Below are 19356 nucleotides of genomic sequence, written 5' to 3'. Positions count from 1 at the left end.
CGCGCGGCAGCGGGCATGCGCATGGTTCGAGCGATTCGGATTCCCGAGAATGTGCTGCCGAAGGGACTGCGTGAGATGAGCGATCCGCTTGCCCTGCCGTTCGTCGACGAGGCCGAGGACGGCGAACTCGACCCCAACCAGGCGCCCTTGGGCGCGACGGTGCGAGTACCGGCGTATGCCGGGATGGCCGCCGGTGATGTCGTCACGGTGCGCTGGGAGGGTTCCGATGGGGGCGTGTTCGAGGAGTCCGCGCCCGTCCCCGGCAAGGGCGTCGGACATCCGATGGTCTTCCGGATCCCCGCCTGCGAGTTGCTGCCCCACATCGGCTCCCGGATTCGGTTGAGCTACGACGTCGACGGCGCCGCCTCCGCACCGCGGCGCACCTCCGACGTCGTGGTCGTGCGGGTCGACCTCCGGGAACGGCTGTTCCCCACCGCTTGATGCTCATGATTTCGGCCTGGTTCGGCGGGGTTCGCGCCGCCGGGTGGAGCCCGGCGGGGGTTTGGAGACACGCGCTAGGATCCGCCGGGAAGGGCGGTGGAGCTTTCGTGGCGATGGTCTATGCGGACGGGGTGCTCCGAGTCGAGCGGCTCGGGCCGCCCTCGGTGGTGCGGTTGGCGGGGGAGGTCGACGCGGACAACTGTGTGCACGTACGTTCCGCGTTGGACGCCCAGCGGGCCGGTTGTGCGGGGGATGTGTGGGTGGACGCGACGTTCCTGGAGTTCATCGACGTGGCGGGGGTGCGGACCCTGGTGGAGACGGCGGGGCGCATGCCTTCGGGCCTGTCGGTGGTCGTCCGCTCGGCCTCGGTGGAATTGTGCGACCTGGTGACACTCGCGGGCTGGGGTGGGGCGCCCGGGCTGGTGCTGGAGAAGGCGGTGCGGCGATGACCGTTCCCGTACCGGACGTGTTCCGTCACGATGCCCTCCTCTATGCCGGTCTCGACGACTTCGTCGACCGCACTGCCACGTTCGTCCGCGCGGGTCTGGAAGCGGACGAGGCCGTCGCCGTCGCGGTGATCGAGCCCCGCGCCGGTGCCCTGCGCAAGGAACTGGCCGCCGACGCCGAGCACGTCACCTGGATCGACATGGAACGTGTGGGCCGCAACCCCGCGCGGATCATCCCCGCGTGGCGCCAATGGACCCACGACCAGGGCACCCGGGCGTTCCGCGGGATCGGCGAACCCATCTGGGCGGGCCGCTCCGAGGACGAACTCGTCGAATGCCGCCACCACGAATCCCTGCTCAACCTCGCGTTCGACGGCGTGCCGTGGCAACTCCTGTGTCCGTACGACGTCACCACCCTCGACCCCTCGATCATCGACGCCGTCCGGCACTCCCACCCCCGGGTCCTCGACGCCGGCGCCGAACACCGGCACGCCCACCCCGGTCCGGACCACTACGCCGCGACACTGACCGGACCGCCGCTTCCGGACGTGCCCGAGCACGCCGAACACCTCGCCTTCGCCGCCGGGGAACTCGCGCGCGTGCGCGCCTTCGTCCGCGGTCGACTGGGCGAGGCTCCTCGGGCGTACGTGGGACACGCCCTGTTGGTCGTCACCGAGATCGCCGGCAACAGCATCATCCACGGCGGCGGACACGGCGAGGTCAGCCTGTGGAACGAGGGCACGACACTGGTCTGCGAGATCCGCGACGCGGGCAGGGTCGACGACCCGCTGGCCGGACGGCACATCCCGCACCCGGACGTCGAGGGCGGGCGCGGCCTGTGGATCGCCAACCAACTCTGCGACCTCGTCCAGATCCGCTCCACCGACTCCGGCACGACCGTGCGGCTGCGCCTGAACCACGAGCGGTAGCGGGCGCGCCGCGGCGCGGGGTGTGGTCTGCGCCTCACTCGAATGGGTGTACTGGTCAACGATTCGGGTAGGGGGCCCGTGCCGATTCGACGACCCCAAGGAGCCGAGATGACCTTGTCCACGGTGAGCGTGTCGACCTCTGCCGACTCCGCGAGCGCCACGCCGGACGGTGGGGCAGTCGGCGGACTCCCGCGGATCGAGGACCCCACGGCGGTGGGGGCGGTCGACGCGCGCGCGATGTCGAAGGTGTTGTTCGTGCGGCTGAGGGCGCTGGAGGAGGGCACGCACGAGTACCAATACGTGCGCAACACCCTGGTCGAGCTGAACCTGCCGCTGGTGCGGTACGTCGCCGGCCGGTTCCGCTCTCGTCCCGAGACCACCGAGGAGATGGTCCAGACCGGGACGATCGGGCTGATCAAGGCCATCGACCGGTTCGATCCCGCGCGCGGGGTCGAGTTCCCCACGTTCGCGATCCCGACCATCTCCGGCGAGATCAAGCGCTTCTTCCGCGACACGTCGTGGTCGGTTCACGTGCCGCGCCGCCTTCAGGAACTGCGCCTGGAACTGGCCCGGGCCCGCGAGGCGTTCACGACCGAACACGACCGGGAGCCCACCTCCGCCGAACTCGCGGAACGGGTGGGCGTGAGCGTGGAGGAGGTCGACGAGGGCCTGATCGCCTCCGCCGCCTACTCCACCGTGTCCCTCGATGCCCCCGCCCCCGACGACGAGGGGTCCACCCCGGCCCTGGCGGGCCGGGCGGCGTTCGTGGAGCCCGGCTATGCGATGACGGAGAATCTGGTCGCCCTCAAGCCGCTGATCGCTGCGCTCGGCCCGCGCGATCGGGAGATCCTGACCCTGCGCTTCGGCGAGGAGTTGACCCAGTCCGAGATCGGCGAGCGCCTCGGCATCTCCCAGATGCACGTCTCCCGGCTGATCAGCCGGACCGTCGCGACGCTGCGTGTCCAGCTCCTGGCCGACTGAACCGCGGGGTGGTCGCCGGGGGCGGGTGCTTTCGCCGCCCACCCGGCGCTGCCCGGCGTGGGCTACGCGTCGGCGATCCGGGCGCTCCAGCCGTCCTCCAGCTCGGCTCCGTCCACGGTGATGGCCTCGACCGTCCTGCCGGCCGGATCGATGTCGGCCTGCACGCCGTCGCCCGCGTAGCGCGGATGGCCGGTGGCGCCCTCCTCGCCGGTGGGCCGGACCGTCGCGGACCGCACCGCCGGCCCGCGCGCCGCCGGCGGCATGTCCTGCGCGTTGTACGGATAGATCAGCACCTCGAAGGTCTCCATCCCGCGCGTGTACCCCGGAACGGCGCGGCGCACGAGCGCGGTGCTCGACAAATCCGGGATGGGTCACTCGGGGAGGAAGGCAACCGCCTCGGGCCGGGCCTCGGGGTACGGGAGGGTCGCCGTGGCGGGTTCCGTCGGCGGGTTCGCCGCCATGCCGAGCAGGGTCGGGAGATCGGTGCCGGCCATCCAGCGGCCGAGGGCCCGGCGATCGACGGTCACGATGTCCTGGGCTCGGGCGAGTCGGCGAGCGGGTGCGGTGAAGCGGGAGTTCGTGACGAGCATCGCGACGTCGGCGGCGTGCACGGGGCGGGCGGTACCGACGAAGCGTTGCATGTCGGGACTGCCCACGGCGCGGGTGCGGCCGAGCCGCTTGCATTGCACGACGAGACTGCGACCGTCGGGCAGCCGGGCGACGACGTCGGCCCCGAGGTCGCCGGCGCCACCGCTGACCACCACGTCGCGGCAGGCGTCACGGCGGCACAACTCCGCGACGTGCTCCTCGAATCGGGGGCCCGTCATGGCGTCGACGGTGGCGAACGAGACCGCGCGTGCCCGAGGGTTCACCCGCCTGCGCGGTGCCCACCGCCGTGCCTCGGAGCGCGTCGCGGCCCGGAACAGGCCGCATATGTACAACGCGCCCGTCGCCACCACGCCGACGGCCGCCATCGCCGCGAGCAGATCCCACTGCCGCCGCACACCGCAATACGCCGCGACGACACACACGATCGGGGCGAGCCACCAGAACACCCGGTCGTAGCGGACGAATCCACCGGTTCGCGCCACCGCCGTGCCGGTGTGGGAACCGGGCAGTTCTCCGCCCGACGCGGATTCGGGATCATTGATCATGGGACGTATCGCGCTCACAGTCCGCTCCTTGCTTCCCGCTCCCGGTCGACTCCCCGCCGACTCCCTGCCGAATCCCTCCCGAATCCGCCGACCGTGACGGGCAACTCTCCGACGTGTCAACGAAGTTCGGGCGCTTCTGCGGCTGCCCGCGATCATCGACGCCAACCCTCGCGTTTTCGAAGACACGTCATGCACCGGGCCGGCCCGAATCGGCCGGGTGGCTATTGTCGGCGGCATGGGTGATCTGGTGGGAGTGCGGGTCGAGGTCGACGGTCGGGTCACGACGGTGGAACGGCTGCATGCCGTCGCCGTGGGGGGCTATGGGCACTTCACCGCGATGCAGGTGCGTGGTGGGCGGGTGCGTGGGCTGGCGGATCATCTTCGGCGGCTCGACGCGGCCAATCGGGAGTTGTTCGGCAGCGCCCTGGACGGGGAACTGGTTCGGCGGTATATCCGGCATGCGCTGGCCGACGATGTCCTCGACGCGTCGGTGCGGGTGCATGTGTTCGCGGCGGACGAGGGTGGGGCGTTCACGGTGCTGGTCTCCGTGCGGCCACCGGGGGACATGTCGGGCGCGCCGCAGGCGTTGCGGTCCGTTCCGTACCTGCGGTCCGTGCCGCACATCAAGCGGGTCGGGGACTTCGGGCAGGCCCACTATCGGCGACTGGTCGCCCGCGAGGGCTTCGACGAGGCGCTCCTGACCGGTCCGGACGGGGTCGTCGCGGAGGGCGCGATCACCAACATCGTCTTCCACGACGGCACTTCGCTGATCTGGCCGGACGCGCCGGTCCTCGAGGGCATCACCATGCAGTTGCTCGAACGGGCGCTCTCCGCCGGGCCGTTGCCCTCGCGGCGCGGCCCGGTCCGGCTGTCCGAGGTGGGTTCGTTCCGGGCCGCGTTCGTGACGAACTCGCGCGGCATCGCGCCGGTCAGGCTGATCGACGACGTGCCGATCCCCGTCGACACCGCGCTGACGGCGACGCTCGGCGAACTGTACGCGGCGGTCGAGTGGGACCGGATCTGACGACCCGTCGGCGGGCGGGCTACTCCCAGACCGTGGCTTCGAACATGACCGCGCTGCGGGTGGGCACACTGGTGATGCGCAGGTAGGCGGTGTGGCCTTCGTCGGTCTGCAAGCACACGCGCATGCCCTGGGACAGTTCGCCGCTCGTGTAGGTGCCGCGTTTGGCGATCGCCTGGGCGCAGTCGTCCCGGGTCGGTTCGGGGCCGTCGGGCGGGGCGATGGCCACGACGTCGGCCGACTTGATCGGGCCGAGTGTCAGGTCCGGGAGGTTGAACCCGACGAATGCGTCGGCACCCTTGGATCCGGGTTGGCCGAATGGCGACGAGGTGTCCAGGTCGATGTAGTGGGCGTCCGGCTTGAGGGTGATCCTCACCGGTCCGGCGAGCGTCTTCGCGGGTGCCTTCGGCACGGACGAGGTCGCCGGGTCGGTCCCGGGTTTGGCCCCGGGCGACCCGTTCCCGCCGCTCGACGCGGGGGTGCTGATCGGGGCGCTGTTGTTCGTCGACTGTGACCCGTCGTCGGAATCCGACTTCGTGGCCACCTGGACCGTCACGATGATCCCGACGACGGGGATCACGATCCCGACGACCCACCAGGCCCACTTCGGCTGATCGCTCACAATACCCCCGTATATACGTCGTCCGAGCGCGGCGAGCCTACCACCGGCTTTCGGCCGGAAGCCGGCTCGAACGCGCGAGGTGCGAAACGGCCGACGCGACACGCGGCTCCCTTCCTCGCGCAACCAATGGTTGCATGTTTGTGCGGGTGTCGGCTAAGGTGATGTGCAACCAAACGTTGCAGAAGGTGGTACACATGGAATTCGGAACGATCGAGCGGGAGATCCACATCGACGCCTCACCCGAGGTCGTCTTCGACGTGGTGAGCAGCCCCGAACACCTGCGCGAGTGGTGGCCGGACGAGGCGGAGTTCCCGGCCGTACCCGGGGGAGAGGGGCGGATCGGCTTCGGGGACTGCGCGCAGGGCGGCGGCACCTGGATGCGGTTCACGGTCGTCGAGGCCGTGCCGCCGCGACTCTTCTCCTTCCGGTGGACCCACCAGGAGGGGGAGACGGCTGCCTCGGACAACTCGAACCTGGTCGTCTTCGCCCTCGAACCCGCCGGGACGGGGACGCTCCTGCGGATGACCGAGAGCGGCTTCCGCGAGCGCGGCTGGGACGAGGCGAAGGTCGCCGCCGTGTACGCCGAACACGCCACCGGCTGGGACCACTACCTGCCTCGGCTGCCGACGTATGCCGCGAAAGTCGGAGCGGGCGCATGAGCGTGGTGGTGGACGACGACCTCTGGTCGGCGGTCGGCGACCCGATCCGGCGCCGCATGCTCGATCTGCTGCTGAACGACGGCAGCGGGACGGCGACCAGCCTGAGCGAGCACCTGCCGGTGACCCGCCAGGCGGTGGCCAAGCACCTCGTCGTGCTCGATCGGGTCGGCCTGGTACACGCCACCACCACCGGCCGCGAGCGGCTGTTCCACGTCGATCAGGCCCAACTCGCCCGCGCCGTCGCCCAACTCGCCGATGTCGGCGCCACCTGGGACGCCCGCCTGCGGCGCATCAAGCGCATTGCCGAGACGATCCAGCGCGCCAAGGAATCGACCGACGAGACCGGAAAGCAGTAGAGAGGAACACCGACATGGCAGACATCCTTCACCGCATCGGCGTCGAGCACGCCTCGCCGGAGCGGGTATATGAAGCACTCACCACCGTGGCCGGCCTGGCCGGCTGGTGGACCGAGAAGACATCGGGGGAGACCGACCTCGGCGGCGTGCTCGAATTCCGGTTCGGGCCGGGCGGGTTCGACATGAAGGTCGTCGAACTCGACCCGGGACGGATCGTGCGCTGGGAGGTCGTCGACGGGCCGGAGGAGTGGGTCGGCACACGTGTGGAGTGGAACCTCCGCCAGGAAGGCGACTTCACCATCGTGCTGTTCAAGCACGAGGGCTGGCGTGAGCCGGTCGAGTTCATGCACCACTGCAGCACGAAATGGGCCGTCTTCCTGATGAGCCTCAAGCAACTCCTGGAGACGGGCGAGGGTGCCCCCGAGCCCCGCGACGTGCGGATCGGCGACTGGCACTGACCGGCCGGCGCCGACGGGGCCGCGTGCGCGGAGGATGACGACGGCGCCGACCGGCCGGTCGGCGCCGTCCCCGCTCCCGTGTCGTTCGCGGTGCCGACCCGACGGGTCAGCCGGCGACCGTCCTGACCGCCTTGTCCACCGGCACACTCCCACCGATCAGTTCCAGCGTCAGGCCGGCCGTTTCGGGGGCGTCGAGCAGAGCGGCGAGTACGGCCGCCACGTCGTCGCGGGTGACGGGCCCGCGCCCGGTGGACGCGGCCAACTCCACCGTCCCGGTGCCCGGTTCGTCGGTCAGGCGCCCCGGTCGCAGGATGGTCCAGTCGAGTCCGGCCCGGGACCGGACATCGGCGTCCGCCGCGCCCTTGGCGCGCAGGTAGGCGGCGAAGACCGGGTCGGTGCCCTCCGGGGGTTCCCCGTCCGTGCCCATCGCGGACACGACGATGAAGCGCCGTACGCCTGCCGCCTCGGCCGCGTCCGCGAACAGGGCGCATGCCGCGCGATCGACCGTGTCCTTGCGGGCCGTCCCGCTGCCCGGCCCGGCGCCGGCGGCGAATACCGCCGCGTCCGCGCCCTGCAGATGCCCGGCGACCTCCGCGACCGTCGCCGACTCCAGGTCGCACACGACGGGTTCGGCGCCCGCCGCCAACACGTCGCCCGCCTGCTCCGGCCGGCGAATGATCCCCGCGACCTCGACTCCACGCCCATGCAGCAGCCGTGTGAGCCGCAGCGCGATCTGACCGTGACCACCCGCGATGACAATGCGCATGCGCACGACCATACGCCCCGACGGCGATCATCACGCGGCCCCACGCGCGGCCGCTCGGCGCGATCCCTGGCGCGAGCAGCGGTACGCCCACCGGGAGGCCGCGCCGAACGAGGGCCCCGGCCGCGCCGGCCGACGCGCACGAGCCCCGGGCGCTCGACGGCGCCGGGTCGCGGGGCTCAGCCCTTGCGCCACAGTTCGTCGTAGCGCTGCGCCGAGGGCGGCCGGCCGGGGAGCGGGAAGTCGGTGTTGTCGGGGCGGGCGCGCAGGCCGTCGAGGACCAGGGCGACCAGGCGCTCGCGGGCGTTGGCGTCCGCCGTAGTCGGTACGGGCGGGCGTCGGGAGAACTGCTCGATCACCCGGAAGATGTCGACGGTGGTGGCGTCGGCGCGCAGGACACCCGCGGCGTGGGCGCGGGCCACGACCTCCTCGGCCAACCGGTCCGAGACGCGGCCCGCCTCGGCCATCTCCGCCGTGAAGCGGATCGTCCCGGCGATCGGCGCGAGGGAGCCCGGGCCGAAGTCGACACATTCACGTATATAACCGGCCAATCCCTCCCAGGGGTCCTCGGCGGCGAGCGCGGTCCGCGCGGCCTCCGAATACTGCTCGGCCGCCGACACCGTGAGTTTCTGGAGTAGTTCCTCCTTGGTGCCGTACCGCCGGTACAGCGTGGCGATGCCCACGCCCGCGCGCTCGGCGACCGCGGACACCGGCGCGTCGGCGCCGTGGGTCGTGAAGACCTCGCGCGCCGCGGCGAGCACTCGCCGGTCGTTGCGCGCCGCCTCGGCCTGGCGGCCGCGTTTGCGCGGCTGTTCGCTCGTGCTCATGGTCACCAGGATATCCGTTGCGGAGTGGATCACTCCGTTATAGTTTAACGGAGCATTCCACTCCGTTATTTTTTCCCGGCGGCGCCGGTCCACGCCACGTGCATGGTCCGACCCGCCGCTTCGGTCGCCGAGGAGGCGGAGCCAATGAAGGCCGCAATCGTCAGGGAGTTCGGCGGACCCGAGGTCCTGCACATCGCCGAGATCCCCACCCCGCACGCGGGACCGGGCCGGGTGCGTGTCCGGGTGCGCGCGGCCGGCGTCATGCCCTTCGACACCGCGCTGCGCGCCGGGCGGTTCCCGCCCGCGATGACACCCCGCTTCCCGGCCGAACCTCTCGTGCCCGGCAACGAGTTCGCGGGCGTGGTCGACGAGGTCGGCGAGGGGGTCGCGGGGCTACCGCCCGGAACGGAGGTGCTCGGTTACGCAACCACGGGGGCCTACGCCGAGTTCATCGTCGTCCCCGCCGACCAGGTCGCCCGCAAACCCCCCGGCATGCCCTGGGAGATCGCCGCGGGCCTGTCCGGCAACGGGCAGGGCGCGCACATGGCCCTGCGGCAACTCGCGGTCGGCCCGGGGGACATCGTGCTGATCAACGGGGCCGCGGGCGGTCTCGGCACCATCGCCGTACAACTGGCCAAGGCATGGGGAGCCGCGACCGTGATCGGCACGGCGAGCGAGCGCAACCACGACTACCTGCGCTCCCTGGGCGCGGTCCCGGTCACCTACGGCCCCGGCCTGGTCGAGCGGGTACGGGCGATCGCCCCGGACGGTGTCGACGCCGCACTCGACGCGGCGGGCCCCGAGGCGCTCCGCGACTCCGTCGAACTCACCGCGGACCGTGACCGCGTGCTCACCATGATCTCCGACGAGGCCGCCCGCGAACTCGGCCTGCGCGAGTGGAGCGGCGTACGCAGTGGCGAACTGCTGGGGGAACTCGCCCAGTTGTGGAGCAGGGGCGGGTTCGCCGTGCACCTTCGCGAGACGTACGCGCTGGCCGACGCGGCGCGGGCGCATCGTGCCGTCGAGACCGGCCACGGCCGCGGCAAGGTTGTTCTCGTGGTCGATCCGTCATGACGGCGGTGCGCGATGCGGCGCCGGTGGGCGGTGTGCGGGGCCGGGACCTCTTCGACGACCGGCGGTTCCGGCTCCTCTTCCTGGCACGCACGATCTCCGTACTGGCCGCCGCCTTCGGCCCCGTGGCACTGGCCTTCGGTGTCCTGGACCTGCCGGGTGCCGGTGCCACCACGCTGACGATCGTGCTCACCGCGCAGACGGTGCCGCAGATCGCCCTGATGTTGTTCGGCGGGGTCGTCGCCGACCGGATCTCCCGCACCCGGCTGATGCTGACGGCGGAACTGGCTTCCGCCGCGGCGTTCTTCGGCCTCGCGACGATGTTCGTCACCGGACACGCGCCGGTGTGGGGGATCGCGCTCCTGGCCGCCGCCACCGGCATCGCACTCGCCCTCTATTACCCGGCGCTCACCGGCGTGGTACCCGAGATCGTCCCGGACGAGCACCTCCAGACAGCCAACGGCGTGCTGCGCCTCGGTGTCAACAGCGCGCGCCTGCTGGGCATGGCGGCGGCGGGCGGCGCGGTGGCACTGGTCGGCGCCGGATGGGCGCTGGCGGTCAACGGTGTCGGGCTCGTGCTGTCCGCGGCGCTGCTCGCGGCCCTGCGCCCGACGCCGGGGACGGATCGGGGCCGGACCTCCATGGTGAGTGATCTCCGGGAAGGTTGGCGGGAGTTCGCGTCCCGCCGCTGGTTGTGGGTGATCGTCCTCCAGTTCGCCTTCGTGATCGCCGCGATGCAGGCCGCCTTCGGCGTCCTCGGCCCCGTGGTGGCGAAGGCCGATCTCGGCGGAGCACCGGCCTGGTCGACGATCCTGGTCGGACAGGGACTCGGCACGCTGGCGGGCGTGTTCGTGGCCATTCGCCTCCGCCCCCGACGGCCCCTGCTGGTGGCCACGTCGATGGTCTTCGCGGTGGCCCTGCCGATCGCTTTGCTGGGCATCGGTGCCCCGGTGTACGTCGTCGCCGTCGGCGCGTTCGTCACCGGCACGGCCTTCGACGTCTTCGGTGTGATGTGGGAGACCACGATGCAGCGGGAGATACCGCGCGAGGCACTGTCGCGCGTGGCGGCGTACGACGGGCTCGGCTCCTTCATGTTCGGCCCGCTCGGCCTCGTCGCCGCCGCCCCCCTCGCGGACGCCGTCGGCGCGCATCACGCGCTGCTGCTGTGCGCGGCGCTGATCGTGCTGGTGACGGTGGGGGCGCTGGCCGTCCCCGAGGTGCGAAACCTCCGCGCCGCGACCCAGGTCGTCAACGACGGGGTCGTTGCGTCGGGGTGACCAGGACCTTCAGGGCGCTGCGCTCGTCCATCGCGCGGTATCCGTCGGCGATCGATTCGAGCGTGACCACGCTGTCGAACACCGGTGAGGGGTCGAGGGTGCCGTCGAGCACGCGCGGCAACAACTCGGGGATGTAGGACCGGACGGGGGCGATGCCGCCGCGCAGGGTGAGGTTGTGCAGGAACAGCGCGCCGACGTCCAGACCGTCGCCGCTGCCGTGCGGGGCGCCGACCCATCCGGTCGCGCCGCCCGGGCGGGTGACGCCGACGGCGGTACGCATCGCGTCCGCACTGCCCACGGCCTCGATCGCGGCGTGCACACCGGGCCCGCCGGTCGCCTCGCGGACCGCCGCCACGGCCGCCTCGCCGCGTGCGACGATCGTGTCGGCGGCGCCGAACTCGCGGGCCAGGCACAGGCGTTCCGGGTGTCGGCCGAGCGCGATGACGTGCTCCGCGCCCAGCAGTCGCGCGGCCGGTACGGCGCACAGCCCCACCGCGCCGTCGCCCACCACGGCCACCGTGGCCCCGGGCCGCGCGCCGCCGCTCACCGCCGCGTGGTAGCCGGTGCCCATGACGTCGGTCAGCGCGAGCAGCCCGCGCAGCAGCCGCTCGTCCGAGGCGGCCTCGCCGGGCACCTCGACCAGGTCCCGTCGGCAAAGGGCACCCGGACCCCCTCACCCTGGCCGCCGTCGGACCCGACCGCCGGGGCGCACCGAGCGCACCCGGGAGCCGGTGGCCACGACGGTGCCGACGAATTCGTGCCCGATGCGCTGTCCGGGCACCCGGGCGGACTGCCCGCGGTAGGCCCACAGGTCGCTGCCCCACACACACGAGCGCAGGACCCGGCCGGTGGGGCGGGGGGTCGAGCAACATTCACCGCATGTGGGGGCGTGGCATTCCGTTCGCGCAACCCGGCCGATTGCCACGGCGGTTCGCCGGCGCGTGTGATGGACGATCGGTACCCGCCGGCGGGTACCGGCCCGGCCACGCGACGGGGTTCGCATCACGATCGGCGGAAGAATCACCGATTCCCGGTTCCGTAGCGTGAAGACCTGTTACACAATGCAAGGCGTCGCCCGTTCGCCTGCCCGGCGACGCGGGGAAGACGAAGAAGCCGGAACCCGATACCGGAAGGAACGCAACCCCCGATGACACCGCTGATCCTCGGCCGCCGCGCCGCACCCCCGGCCCGTGCGGCGGGTCCGCTGCCCGAGCACCACTACGACGACGCCGTCTGCGCGAACGTCGTGCCCGACGGCCGACTCCTGATCCACGTCGTCGACGCGCGCACGATCGCCGCGTACACCCAGACCCAGGAACCCCTCGGGTGGAAGAAGGACGACTGACCCGCCCCGGGTCCGCCGGCCCCGAGAACGAGGACGTCACCGTGGACCCGCTGTTGGCCGCCGCCGTCGAGGCCCTGGGCGTCACCGAACCCCCCGCGCCACTGAGTCCCCACCACACACACGCCTGGCGCACCGCCGACTGGAAGATCCGCACCGCCGACGACCCGACCGCCGCGGCGGCGCTGCTCCACGAGGCGCGGGCCGTACGCCTGCTGTCCGAGGCGAAACTCACCTCCCACACAGGCGCGTACGCCCGAGTCGGCACCGGGGCGTGGACCGCCCTCGCCTGGAGCCCCGGTACCACGTTGTGGGAGTGGTGCGCCGCGCACCGGGACGATCCGGCGGACGCCGCCCCCCGGCTGCGCCGAATCGCGGACCGCGCGTTCGCCCTCCTGCGCCGCTGGCACGCGGCCGGCTGGCGCCACGGAGACCTGCACCCGGGCAACGTGCTGATCGGCGGCCCCGACGACGACGTCGAGTTCATCGACTTCGAGCTGACCCACCACCGCGAACTGCTGCCGCTGCCCGGCCCCTACCGGGGCGGCGGCGATCAGGCCACCGCCCCCGAGATCGCCCGCCTGCTCCTGACCACCGCCGCGGGCGTCGACCTCGAACTCACCGACGCCGCCGAGGTCTACAGCCTCGGCGCCACGCTGCGCTGGGCATGGACCGGCGCCGGCCCCGCGACCCCCCGCTTCGTCGGGCCGCGTGTCACGCCCACCGACGTCCTGGAGGACATCGTCGGCGGCCGGCGCCGGGTGCCGCTGACCGAGGCGCGACCGTGGGCCGACCGCCGGCTCGAAGCGCTCATCGAGGACACCATGGCCTTGGACCCGTGCACCCGCTCCCGCACCGCGTCGCACCGGATCGCGGGACCCGGCGGGGCCGGCCCCTCGGGGCGGTGAAGGCCGTGTGCCGAATCGGCCGGCCCTCGTCCGCCCTGGTTCGAACACCGGGCCGAATCGCGAGCAGGGCTCGGGCTCGTCGAGGTCGGCGGTGAAGTGGTGAAGTCGGCGTCGGATGGCCGGGTTTCGGTCGCGCGTGTGAGTTTCGCGGTCGGCGGGGTGACTCCGGTACGACTGAGTGATTGTCGTTGCGGGTACACGCCGTCGACCGGCCGCCGGGGGCGAGTCAGGTCCGGTACGGGCGAGGTCCGGCCGATTTTTCACCTGTAGGGAGACAGCCGTGACGTTCGCATCCGACCCCCAATCGCCGCCCCCGCCACCGGCCCGCCACGAACCCGTCGCGCCCGCCGCGCACTTCGAGACGTGGGCGCCGCCGCCCGCGCCGCCCGTACTGCTGCCGCGAAACACCTCGCGGGCCAACCGGCCGAGGCGGGATCCGACTCCGCTGCAGCCCACCCCGATGCCCGGGCACCCCATGCAGGACGCCCGGGGGCCGGCGGTGGGGGCCCCCGGAGCCGCGGTCGAGGATGTGTTCCACGAACCCCTGCAGGGGCCGCCGGCGGACGCGGCGGAGCGGCTGTTGCGGCTGGTGGCGACCCATCGATCGGTTCCCGACGTCGCCCGGATGGTGGCGATCCTGAGGGACTACTCGGAAGCCGCTGCCGACGACGCGTTGCGCGAAGCGGCGATGACCCGGCCGGTGCGCGATTTGGTACTGCTGGCCGATTTGCTGAGGGACCCCGACCGCACCGTGCAGACCCAGCGCCCCGGCACGGAGCCCGAACGTCGTTGACACATCGGTGAGTTGCCGGCCGGAGACCGCGACGGGGCGTCGTTGCGGCCGGCCGGCGGAGTGAACGCGGATGCCCGTCACGACCGGATTCGAACCGGCCGTGGCGGGCATCGGGTGACCCGGGTGACCCGGGTGACCCGGGCGGCCCGGGCGGTCGAGGCGACCCGGGCGGCCGGGATGGTCTGCGGGGTCAGCCGAGCATGCGGGTGGTGCTCGGAGGGCGGTTCTCCAGCATCGTGGCCTCCCACGGCTCGAAGGCGACCGGCTGCTTGGGCTGCCGGGAGTGCGGCAGGTCGATGTGCCGGGCGAGGAACGCCGCCGCACACAGGGCGGTGATCGAGCCCGCGCCCAGCGCGATCAGGCCCGATGTGTCGAGCCATGCGGCGGCGTGCCGTCCGGCGGTCAGTTGCGGTACGACGGCGGTGGCGATGGTGGCGCATCCCGCCGCCAGGGCCGCCAGACGCGCGTTCCGGCCGGCGCGTACGGAGGTCAGTCCGGCCAGGAACAGGCAGGTCAAAGCCACCGCGGCCAACCACGCGGCGGTGTACGGAGGCGTGCGGAAGGTCGCGGGAATCGCGCTGCCCAACGCCACCCCGGAAACCGCCAGGCTCACCGCCGTGACCCACCGCAGGCCCGCCCCTCCGGCCGCGGCCGAGCGCCGCGGCGCGGATTCGGGCGCGAACGCGGCGGTGCCTCCCGGCGCGTGCGGGTCGGACTCGGTGGCGGGCCGTCGGTCCTGCGCGGCGTAGGTGGGGTTCCGCAACAGATCCGTCAGCAGTACCAGATCGCTCACCGGCCGCGTCATCGCCGCTTCCCGCAACGCGTCGTCGGCGGCCGTTCCCGAACCGTCGTCCAGGATCGTGATCATCCGGGCGAGATCCGGGATCGACCGATGCGTCGCCGCGATGCGGAGCAGTTTGTCCGCCGGCTCGTTGTGGCCCCCTTGTGGGTAGCCGGACGGTTCCTCGATCGGGGCGCTCGGTGCGGGGTGCGCGACGAACGGCGCAGCGGGTTCCGGGGCCGGGGCCGCGATCGGAGCCGGCGCGGAGGCGGAGGCGGGCCACGCGGGTGCCGGATCCTCCGGGTGGGTCTGCGGGCGATGCTCCGGACGAGCCTCCGGGCGGGACGGAGGTTCGGTGGGTCGCGGCGGCGTGGCGGCGGTGTCGGGCGGGGTCGCCCACGTCCCGAAACGCCCGGTGGGCGCGGCAGGTTCGTGATGCGTCGGTGTCGGCGTCGGTGATTCGGGATCGAATGGGAACATCACGAACTCTCCCTGAACATGGAACCGGCGGAGCACGCCCGTACCGGACACGTCCCGGTGCCGGGCAACGGCGTGTACCCGCAGCGGCGCCCGTTCAGACGCACGGCCCGCGGCCTCGAACCCCCGTGCGATCGGCGCACTCTCAGACGGGACCGACCCCATCGCACCCGCAGGGGGAAGCGCCGGGAAGTCCCTCTCGTTTCCCGAAACGGGGCGGATAGCTTGCCGAGACTCGTCAAGTGCCCGTCGTGTTCCGGAGGTTGTGCCATGTCGTACCCGCCCGTCGACCCGCGTCGCGGCAGCCCGTCCCGGCGTCCCCCGCGGTATCGCTCGGGCGTCACCACGGCCGCGGGCACGCTCTGCTTCCTGTACGGATTGATCGTGGGCGGCGCCGGCGCGGCCGGGTTGGTCCGGGGGATCAGTGCCTTCGCCGACTGGGGGTGGGTGGCCCTGTTCAGCCCGTTCGTCCTGGCGCTGGGCGTGGGTCTGGCGCGCAATGGATGGAAGCTGCTTGCGGGTGACCTCGACGCGGATTCCCGGTTGACTCGGCTGCTCATGGTGCCCACGACCCTGTCCGGTATCGCGATCGGCAGCATGGTGGCCCAGGCCGATTTGTCCACCGGTTCGGCGCAGCACCAACTGGCGGGCTTCGGCACGGCCTTCGTACTGTCCGTCGTGACGATCATGCTGGTCGAGGCGGGGTAGGGCGCGCCGGACATCACGTCACCGCACGGTGTCGCCTCCTCGCCTGGGCAACCCGCACGACCGACCCTCGCGCTCTCGCTGCCGAACGGGCCCGCGCCCTCGACGCGTGGATCCGCGCCGGCTCGTGAGCGCCGCCGAGTGGCGTGTGGCTCGGTTCATCGGGTGGTGTTCGGGGTCCAGCGAAGGGTCATGTCGGGCAGGTTTTCCATGTTGCGCTCACCGTCGTCGGTGTCAGGGCGGGCAACATCCTTCGGGCGGGGTGCCGGGTGTCAGCGCGGTACGCCGAGGCCGTCGAGGACGATGCCGAGGGCCCGGTCGAATGCCTCGCCCGCACCGAGGTCCGAGGCGTGGGCGAGGGCGCGCAGGAGGAGACGTCGTCGCCGGTGACCTCGGGGCGTGCGGCGCCGACGGCCTGGGCGCGGTGGAGTGCGCCGTCGAGGGCCGCGCGGAAGGCGTCGGCCGCCTCGGTGACGGGTCGGGACAGGCCCCTTTCCGTCGTCGTCGTGCGGAGGCAGCAGGTCCATCAGGGTCATCTTCACCGGGCCGGCCGCCGCAAGAGTCTTCATCAGGGAGGCGAACGCCTTGCCCGGGTCCCGGTTCTCGGCGAGCCGCAACGCCTCGGCGGTGAGCTTCTCCAGGTAGCGCACCGCGGTGGCTCGTGAGCAAGACGTTGGTGCCGCTGCGCAGCGTGGTTTACGACCCGATGAGCCACGGCCGCCTGTACCTCCTCGGCGACGCCGCGCACATCGTGCCGCCCATGAGCGCCAAGGGCATGAACCTGGCCCTGCACGACGCCGACGTATTCGCCGCGGCCGTCCTGAAGCAGGTCAGGGAACAGGACGGGAGCCTGCTGGAGACCTACTCCGCCACGTGTCCGAAGCACGTCTGGAACTACCAGGCGTTCGCCGCCTGGTTCACCGACCTCATGCACGACGCGGGAGACGCCTCCTACCGAGGCCACTTTCGCCGCCACCTGGCCCGCGCCGAATTCGACCGCCTGTACACCTCGAAGACCGCCAACCACCTCTTCACCGAATTCCTCACCGGCCTGAACTGACCCCCCAGCACCGTCCCGAGCGGGTGGCGTCGGGTGGCAGTGCGCAATCATGCTCGGATGGATGTTCGGTTTCTCGGCATTGGTGATCTGGGTGAAGTCCCGTCCGTGGCCGTCGTGGTCGACGTGATGCGTGCCTTTACCGTGGCCGGCTGGGTCTTTGCTCGGGGGGCGGATCGAATCGTTCTCGCGGAGTCGCCGGCCGAGGCTCTGGCGCTCAAGGCGCGGCATCCGGATTGGGTGGCGATCAAGGATGGTCCGCCCGCGCCGGGGTTCGACTTCGTCAACTCGCCGGGGTTGCTGCGCTCGGTCGACCTCGGTGGGCGGACCGTCGTGCACAAGACCACGGCGGGGACGGTCGGTGCCCTCGCGGTCAAGGACGCGACGTTGGTGTTGTGCGCCGGCTTCGTGGTGGCTGAGGCAACTGCTCGGCTCCTGCGGGTGCGCGGGAGCGACGGGGTCACGTTCGTGGTCACCGGTGAGGATGGGCGGGCCGACGAGGATTTGGCGTGTGCCCAGTACATCGCTCGGAGAGCCGTCGGGGCCGACACGGATGCCGGCGGGTTTCTCCGCCGTGCCGGTGCGTCGCGCGCCGCCGCCGAGCTCACGGAGGGCGTGCGTCAAGGAGTCCATCCCGATGACGTTGCACTGTGTCTCGAACTCGACCGGTTCCCCTTTGCCATGGTGGCGGCCTTGGAAGACTCGCTCATGGTTCTGCGCCCCCGTGCGACGGGAGACCGGGCGTCGTAGGTTGCGCGCCGGGCGGGCCCGCCCCTGTTCGCTGTTCGGGGCGGGCCCTTGGTTCGGGTGGGGGTCAGTCGGTGCCGAGTTCCATGGCTGCGCGGTCGAGGAGTTGGTCGTCCTCGGATACCTCGCCGCGGGAGGCGATGGCTTCGGCGCCGCCTTCCGGCATGTCTTCGATCAGGGCCGTCGGCGGGGCCTGGAGGGCGCCGATGAGCGCGGGGTGGGTGGTGCCGACGATGCCGAGGCCGGCGTACTGCTCCAGCTTGGCGCGCGAGTCGGCGATGTCGAGGTTGCGCATGGTGAGCTGGCCGATCCGGTCCACCGGGCCGAACGCCGAGTCTTCGGTGCGCTCCATCGACAGCTTGTCCGGGTGGTAGCTGAAGGCGGGCCCGGTGGTGTCGAGGATCGAGTAGTCCTCGCCGCGCCGAAGCCGCAGGGTCACCTCGCCCGTCACCGCGGAGCCGACCCAGCGCTGCAGCGCCTCGCGGATCATCAGCGCCTGCGGGTCCAGCCAGCGGCCCTCGTACATCAGCCGGCCCAGCCGGCGGCCCTCGAACTGGTAGTGCGCGAGGGTGTCCTCGTTGTGGATGGCGTTGACGAGGCGCTCGTACGCGATGTGCAGCAGCGCCATGCCGGGCGCCTCGTAGATGCCGCGGCTCTTCGCCTCGATGATCCGGTTCTCGATCTGGTCCGACATGCCCAGGCCGTGCCGGCCGCCGGTGGCGTTGGCCTCCATCACCAGGTCGACGGCCGAGGCGAACCGCTTGCCGTTGATGCTGACGGGGCGGCCCTGGTCGAATCCGATCGTGACGTCTTCGGGGGCGATCTCCACGGTCGGGTCCCAGAACCGCACGCCCATGATCGGCTCGACCGTCTCGACGCCGGTGTCCAGGTGTTCGAGCGTCTTGGCCTCGTGGGTGGCGCCCCAGATGTTGGCATCCGTCGAGTAGGCCTTCTCGGCGCTGTCGCGGTAGGGCAGCCCGTGGGCCACCAGCCACTCCGACATCTCCTTGCGGCCGCCCAGCTCGGTGACGAAGTCGGCGTCGAGCCACGGCTTGTAGATGCGCAGGTGCGGGTTCGCGAGCAGGCCGTAGCGGTAGAACCGCTCGATGTCGTTGCCCTTGAACGTCGACCCGTCGCCCCAGATCTGGACGTCGTCCTCCAGCATCGCCCGCACCAGCAACGTGCCGGTGACGGCGCGGCCGAGCGGGGTGGTGTTGAAGTAGGCGCGCCCGCCCGAGCGGATGTGGAACGCGCCGCAGGCGAGTGCGGCCAAGCCCTCCTCGACCAGCGCCGCCCGGCAGTCGACCAGGCGGGCGATCTCCGCGCCGTAGGTCCGCGCGCGGCCGGGCACCGAGGCGATGTCGGGCTCGTCGTACTGGCCGATATCGGCGGTGTAGGTGCACGGGACGGCACCCTTGTCGCGCATCCACGCGACGGCGACGGAGGTGTCGAGGCCGCCGGAGAAGGCGATACCGACGCGTTCGCCGGTGGGCAGGGAGGTGAGAACCTTGGACATGGGAAAGATATACAGGATCCCGCAT

General features: G+C 71.9%; 25 protein-coding genes and 1 pseudogene. 17 read left to right on the top strand and 9 right to left on the bottom strand.

The genetic code is table 11. The features are described from left to right. The first annotated feature begins 75 nt into the window (after positions 1 to 75). From ACFXKZ_RS20240 to ACFXKZ_RS20225, 4 genes are all read left to right on the top strand, one after another. Positions 76 to 441: a hypothetical protein gene (locus ACFXKZ_RS20240; RefSeq protein WP_380002258.1), complete on the top strand. Its 366-nt coding sequence runs from the start codon at positions 76 to 78 to the stop codon at positions 439 to 441. Between the two features lie 113 nt (positions 442 to 554). Next, positions 555 to 890, top strand: a complete 336-nt coding sequence (locus tag ACFXKZ_RS20235; RefSeq protein ID WP_380002653.1) for an STAS domain-containing protein — start codon at positions 555 to 557, stop codon at positions 888 to 890. Then, entirely contained in the window at positions 887 to 1816 is a 930-nt protein-coding gene (locus ACFXKZ_RS20230; protein ID WP_380002257.1) for an anti-sigma factor RsbA family regulatory protein, read from the top strand. Before ACFXKZ_RS20235 ends, ACFXKZ_RS20230 begins: the two co-directional genes overlap by 4 nt. A 108-nt stretch (positions 1817 to 1924) precedes the next feature. After that, positions 1925 to 2797 carry an RNA polymerase sigma factor SigF gene (locus tag ACFXKZ_RS20225; RefSeq protein WP_380002256.1) on the top strand — a complete coding sequence of 291 codons (873 nt, stop codon included), beginning with the start codon at positions 1925 to 1927 and terminating at the stop codon, positions 2795 to 2797. Positions 2798 to 2859: 62 nt separating this feature from the next. Here ACFXKZ_RS20225 and ACFXKZ_RS20220 read toward each other — a convergent pair whose 3' ends face one another. Both ACFXKZ_RS20220 and ACFXKZ_RS20215 read right to left on the bottom strand, forming a co-directional pair. Beyond that, entirely contained in the window at positions 2860 to 3105 is a 246-nt protein-coding gene (locus tag ACFXKZ_RS20220) for a hypothetical protein (protein WP_380002255.1), read from the bottom strand. A gap of 63 nt (positions 3106 to 3168) precedes the next feature. Then, a complete protein-coding gene (locus ACFXKZ_RS20215; RefSeq protein WP_380002254.1) occupies positions 3169 to 3969 on the bottom strand; it encodes a restriction endonuclease in 801 nt (266 codons plus the stop codon). A 217-nt stretch (positions 3970 to 4186) separates the two neighbouring features. Between ACFXKZ_RS20215 and ACFXKZ_RS20210 the strand changes: the two genes are divergently transcribed. Beyond that, positions 4187 to 4975, top strand: a complete 789-nt coding sequence (locus ACFXKZ_RS20210) for an aminotransferase class IV (RefSeq protein ID WP_380002253.1) — start codon at positions 4187 to 4189, stop codon at positions 4973 to 4975. A gap of 19 nt (positions 4976 to 4994) precedes the next feature. Here the strand turns inward: ACFXKZ_RS20210 and ACFXKZ_RS20205 are convergent, their stop codons facing one another. Then, on the bottom strand, positions 4995 to 5348 hold the full coding sequence (locus ACFXKZ_RS20205) for a hypothetical protein (protein WP_380002252.1): 354 nt from the start codon (positions 5346 to 5348) through the stop codon (positions 4995 to 4997). Between ACFXKZ_RS20205 and ACFXKZ_RS20200 the strand changes: the two genes are divergently transcribed. The 4 genes from ACFXKZ_RS20200 (at position 5332) to ACFXKZ_RS20185 (ending at position 7067) form a co-directional block, all read left to right on the top strand. Further along, complete coding sequence (locus ACFXKZ_RS20200; RefSeq protein ID WP_380002251.1) at positions 5332 to 5586, top strand: hypothetical protein; 255 nt, start codon at positions 5332 to 5334, stop codon at positions 5584 to 5586. The genes ACFXKZ_RS20205 and ACFXKZ_RS20200 overlap by 17 nt on opposite strands. Before the next feature lie 202 nt (positions 5587 to 5788). After that, positions 5789 to 6253, top strand: a complete 465-nt coding sequence (locus tag ACFXKZ_RS20195; protein WP_380002250.1) for an SRPBCC domain-containing protein — start codon at positions 5789 to 5791, stop codon at positions 6251 to 6253. After that, a complete protein-coding gene (locus ACFXKZ_RS20190) occupies positions 6250 to 6609 on the top strand; it encodes an ArsR/SmtB family transcription factor (protein ID WP_380002249.1) in 360 nt (119 codons plus the stop codon). Before ACFXKZ_RS20195 ends, ACFXKZ_RS20190 begins: the two co-directional genes overlap by 4 nt. A 14-nt stretch (positions 6610 to 6623) precedes the next feature. Beyond that, the gene (locus tag ACFXKZ_RS20185) at positions 6624 to 7067 is read left to right on the top strand and encodes an SRPBCC domain-containing protein (protein ID WP_380002248.1); all 444 of its coding nucleotides are present in this window, start codon (positions 6624 to 6626) and stop codon (positions 7065 to 7067) included. Between the two features lie 106 nt (positions 7068 to 7173). Here the strand turns inward: ACFXKZ_RS20185 and ACFXKZ_RS20180 are convergent, their stop codons facing one another. Beyond that, positions 7174 to 7833 (bottom strand): NAD(P)H-binding protein, encoded by a 660-nt coding sequence (locus tag ACFXKZ_RS20180; protein WP_380002247.1) that lies wholly within the window; start codon positions 7831 to 7833, stop codon positions 7174 to 7176. A gap of 176 nt (positions 7834 to 8009) precedes the next feature. Beyond that, positions 8010 to 8657, bottom strand: a complete 648-nt coding sequence (locus tag ACFXKZ_RS20175; protein WP_380002246.1) for a TetR/AcrR family transcriptional regulator — start codon at positions 8655 to 8657, stop codon at positions 8010 to 8012. A gap of 144 nt (positions 8658 to 8801) precedes the next feature. On the opposite strand from ACFXKZ_RS20175, the gene ACFXKZ_RS20170 reads away from it, so the two are divergent. Further along, on the top strand, positions 8802 to 9731 hold the full coding sequence (locus ACFXKZ_RS20170; protein ID WP_380002245.1) for an NADP-dependent oxidoreductase: 930 nt from the start codon (positions 8802 to 8804) through the stop codon (positions 9729 to 9731). Continuing rightward, positions 9728 to 11005, top strand: coding sequence for an MFS transporter (locus ACFXKZ_RS20165; RefSeq protein WP_380002244.1), 1278 nt, complete (start codon positions 9728 to 9730; stop codon positions 11003 to 11005). Before ACFXKZ_RS20170 ends, ACFXKZ_RS20165 begins: the two co-directional genes overlap by 4 nt. Here the strand turns inward: ACFXKZ_RS20165 and ACFXKZ_RS20160 are convergent. Then, positions 10977 to 11924, bottom strand: a pseudogene (locus ACFXKZ_RS20160) (zinc-binding dehydrogenase). The gene ACFXKZ_RS20165 and the pseudogene ACFXKZ_RS20160 overlap by 29 nt on opposite strands. Before the next feature lie 228 nt (positions 11925 to 12152). On the opposite strand from ACFXKZ_RS20160, the gene ACFXKZ_RS20155 reads away from it, so the two are divergent. The 3 genes from ACFXKZ_RS20155 (at position 12153) to ACFXKZ_RS20145 (ending at position 14048) form a co-directional block, all read left to right on the top strand. Continuing rightward, complete coding sequence (locus ACFXKZ_RS20155; protein ID WP_380002243.1) at positions 12153 to 12350, top strand: hypothetical protein; 198 nt, start codon at positions 12153 to 12155, stop codon at positions 12348 to 12350. Continuing rightward, positions 12332 to 13255 (top strand): phosphotransferase, encoded by a 924-nt coding sequence (locus ACFXKZ_RS20150; RefSeq protein WP_380002242.1) that lies wholly within the window; start codon positions 12332 to 12334, stop codon positions 13253 to 13255. The genes ACFXKZ_RS20155 and ACFXKZ_RS20150 overlap by 19 nt, the downstream gene beginning before the upstream one ends. A gap of 280 nt (positions 13256 to 13535) precedes the next feature. Next, a complete protein-coding gene (locus ACFXKZ_RS20145; RefSeq protein WP_380002241.1) occupies positions 13536 to 14048 on the top strand; it encodes a hypothetical protein in 513 nt (170 codons plus the stop codon). Between the two features lie 190 nt (positions 14049 to 14238). On the opposite strand, the gene ACFXKZ_RS20140 is transcribed toward ACFXKZ_RS20145, so the two are convergent. Then, positions 14239 to 15312: a hypothetical protein gene (locus ACFXKZ_RS20140; protein WP_380002240.1), complete on the bottom strand. Its 1074-nt coding sequence runs from the start codon at positions 15310 to 15312 to the stop codon at positions 14239 to 14241. A 264-nt stretch (positions 15313 to 15576) separates the two neighbouring features. Here ACFXKZ_RS20140 and ACFXKZ_RS20135 point away from each other — a divergent pair, with 264 nt between their 5' ends. Next, positions 15577 to 16014 (top strand): hypothetical protein, encoded by a 438-nt coding sequence (locus ACFXKZ_RS20135; RefSeq protein ID WP_380002239.1) that lies wholly within the window; start codon positions 15577 to 15579, stop codon positions 16012 to 16014. 269 nt (positions 16015 to 16283) lie between these two features. On the opposite strand, the gene ACFXKZ_RS20130 is transcribed toward ACFXKZ_RS20135, so the two are convergent. After that, the gene (locus tag ACFXKZ_RS20130) at positions 16284 to 16661 is read right to left on the bottom strand and encodes a hypothetical protein (protein ID WP_380002238.1); all 378 of its coding nucleotides are present in this window, start codon (positions 16659 to 16661) and stop codon (positions 16284 to 16286) included. Between the two features lie 11 nt (positions 16662 to 16672). Here ACFXKZ_RS20130 and ACFXKZ_RS20125 point away from each other — a divergent pair, with 11 nt between their 5' ends. Continuing rightward, positions 16673 to 17071: an FAD-dependent monooxygenase gene (locus tag ACFXKZ_RS20125; RefSeq protein ID WP_380002237.1), complete on the top strand. Its 399-nt coding sequence runs from the start codon at positions 16673 to 16675 to the stop codon at positions 17069 to 17071. A gap of 57 nt (positions 17072 to 17128) precedes the next feature. Further along, positions 17129 to 17818 (top strand): 2-phosphosulfolactate phosphatase, encoded by a 690-nt coding sequence (locus tag ACFXKZ_RS20120; protein WP_380002236.1) that lies wholly within the window; start codon positions 17129 to 17131, stop codon positions 17816 to 17818. A gap of 64 nt (positions 17819 to 17882) precedes the next feature. Here ACFXKZ_RS20120 and argG read toward each other — a convergent pair whose 3' ends face one another. Continuing rightward, the gene (gene argG / locus ACFXKZ_RS20115) at positions 17883 to 19331 is read right to left on the bottom strand and encodes an argininosuccinate synthase (RefSeq protein ID WP_380002235.1); all 1449 of its coding nucleotides are present in this window, start codon (positions 19329 to 19331) and stop codon (positions 17883 to 17885) included. Positions 19332 to 19356 lie beyond the last annotated feature (25 nt).

It is taken from the genome of Embleya sp. NPDC059237, assembly GCF_042754105.1.
Taxonomy (GTDB): Bacteria; Actinomycetota; Actinomycetes; order Streptomycetales; family Streptomycetaceae; genus Embleya.
This window is presented reverse-complemented; position numbering and strand designations above follow the sequence as displayed.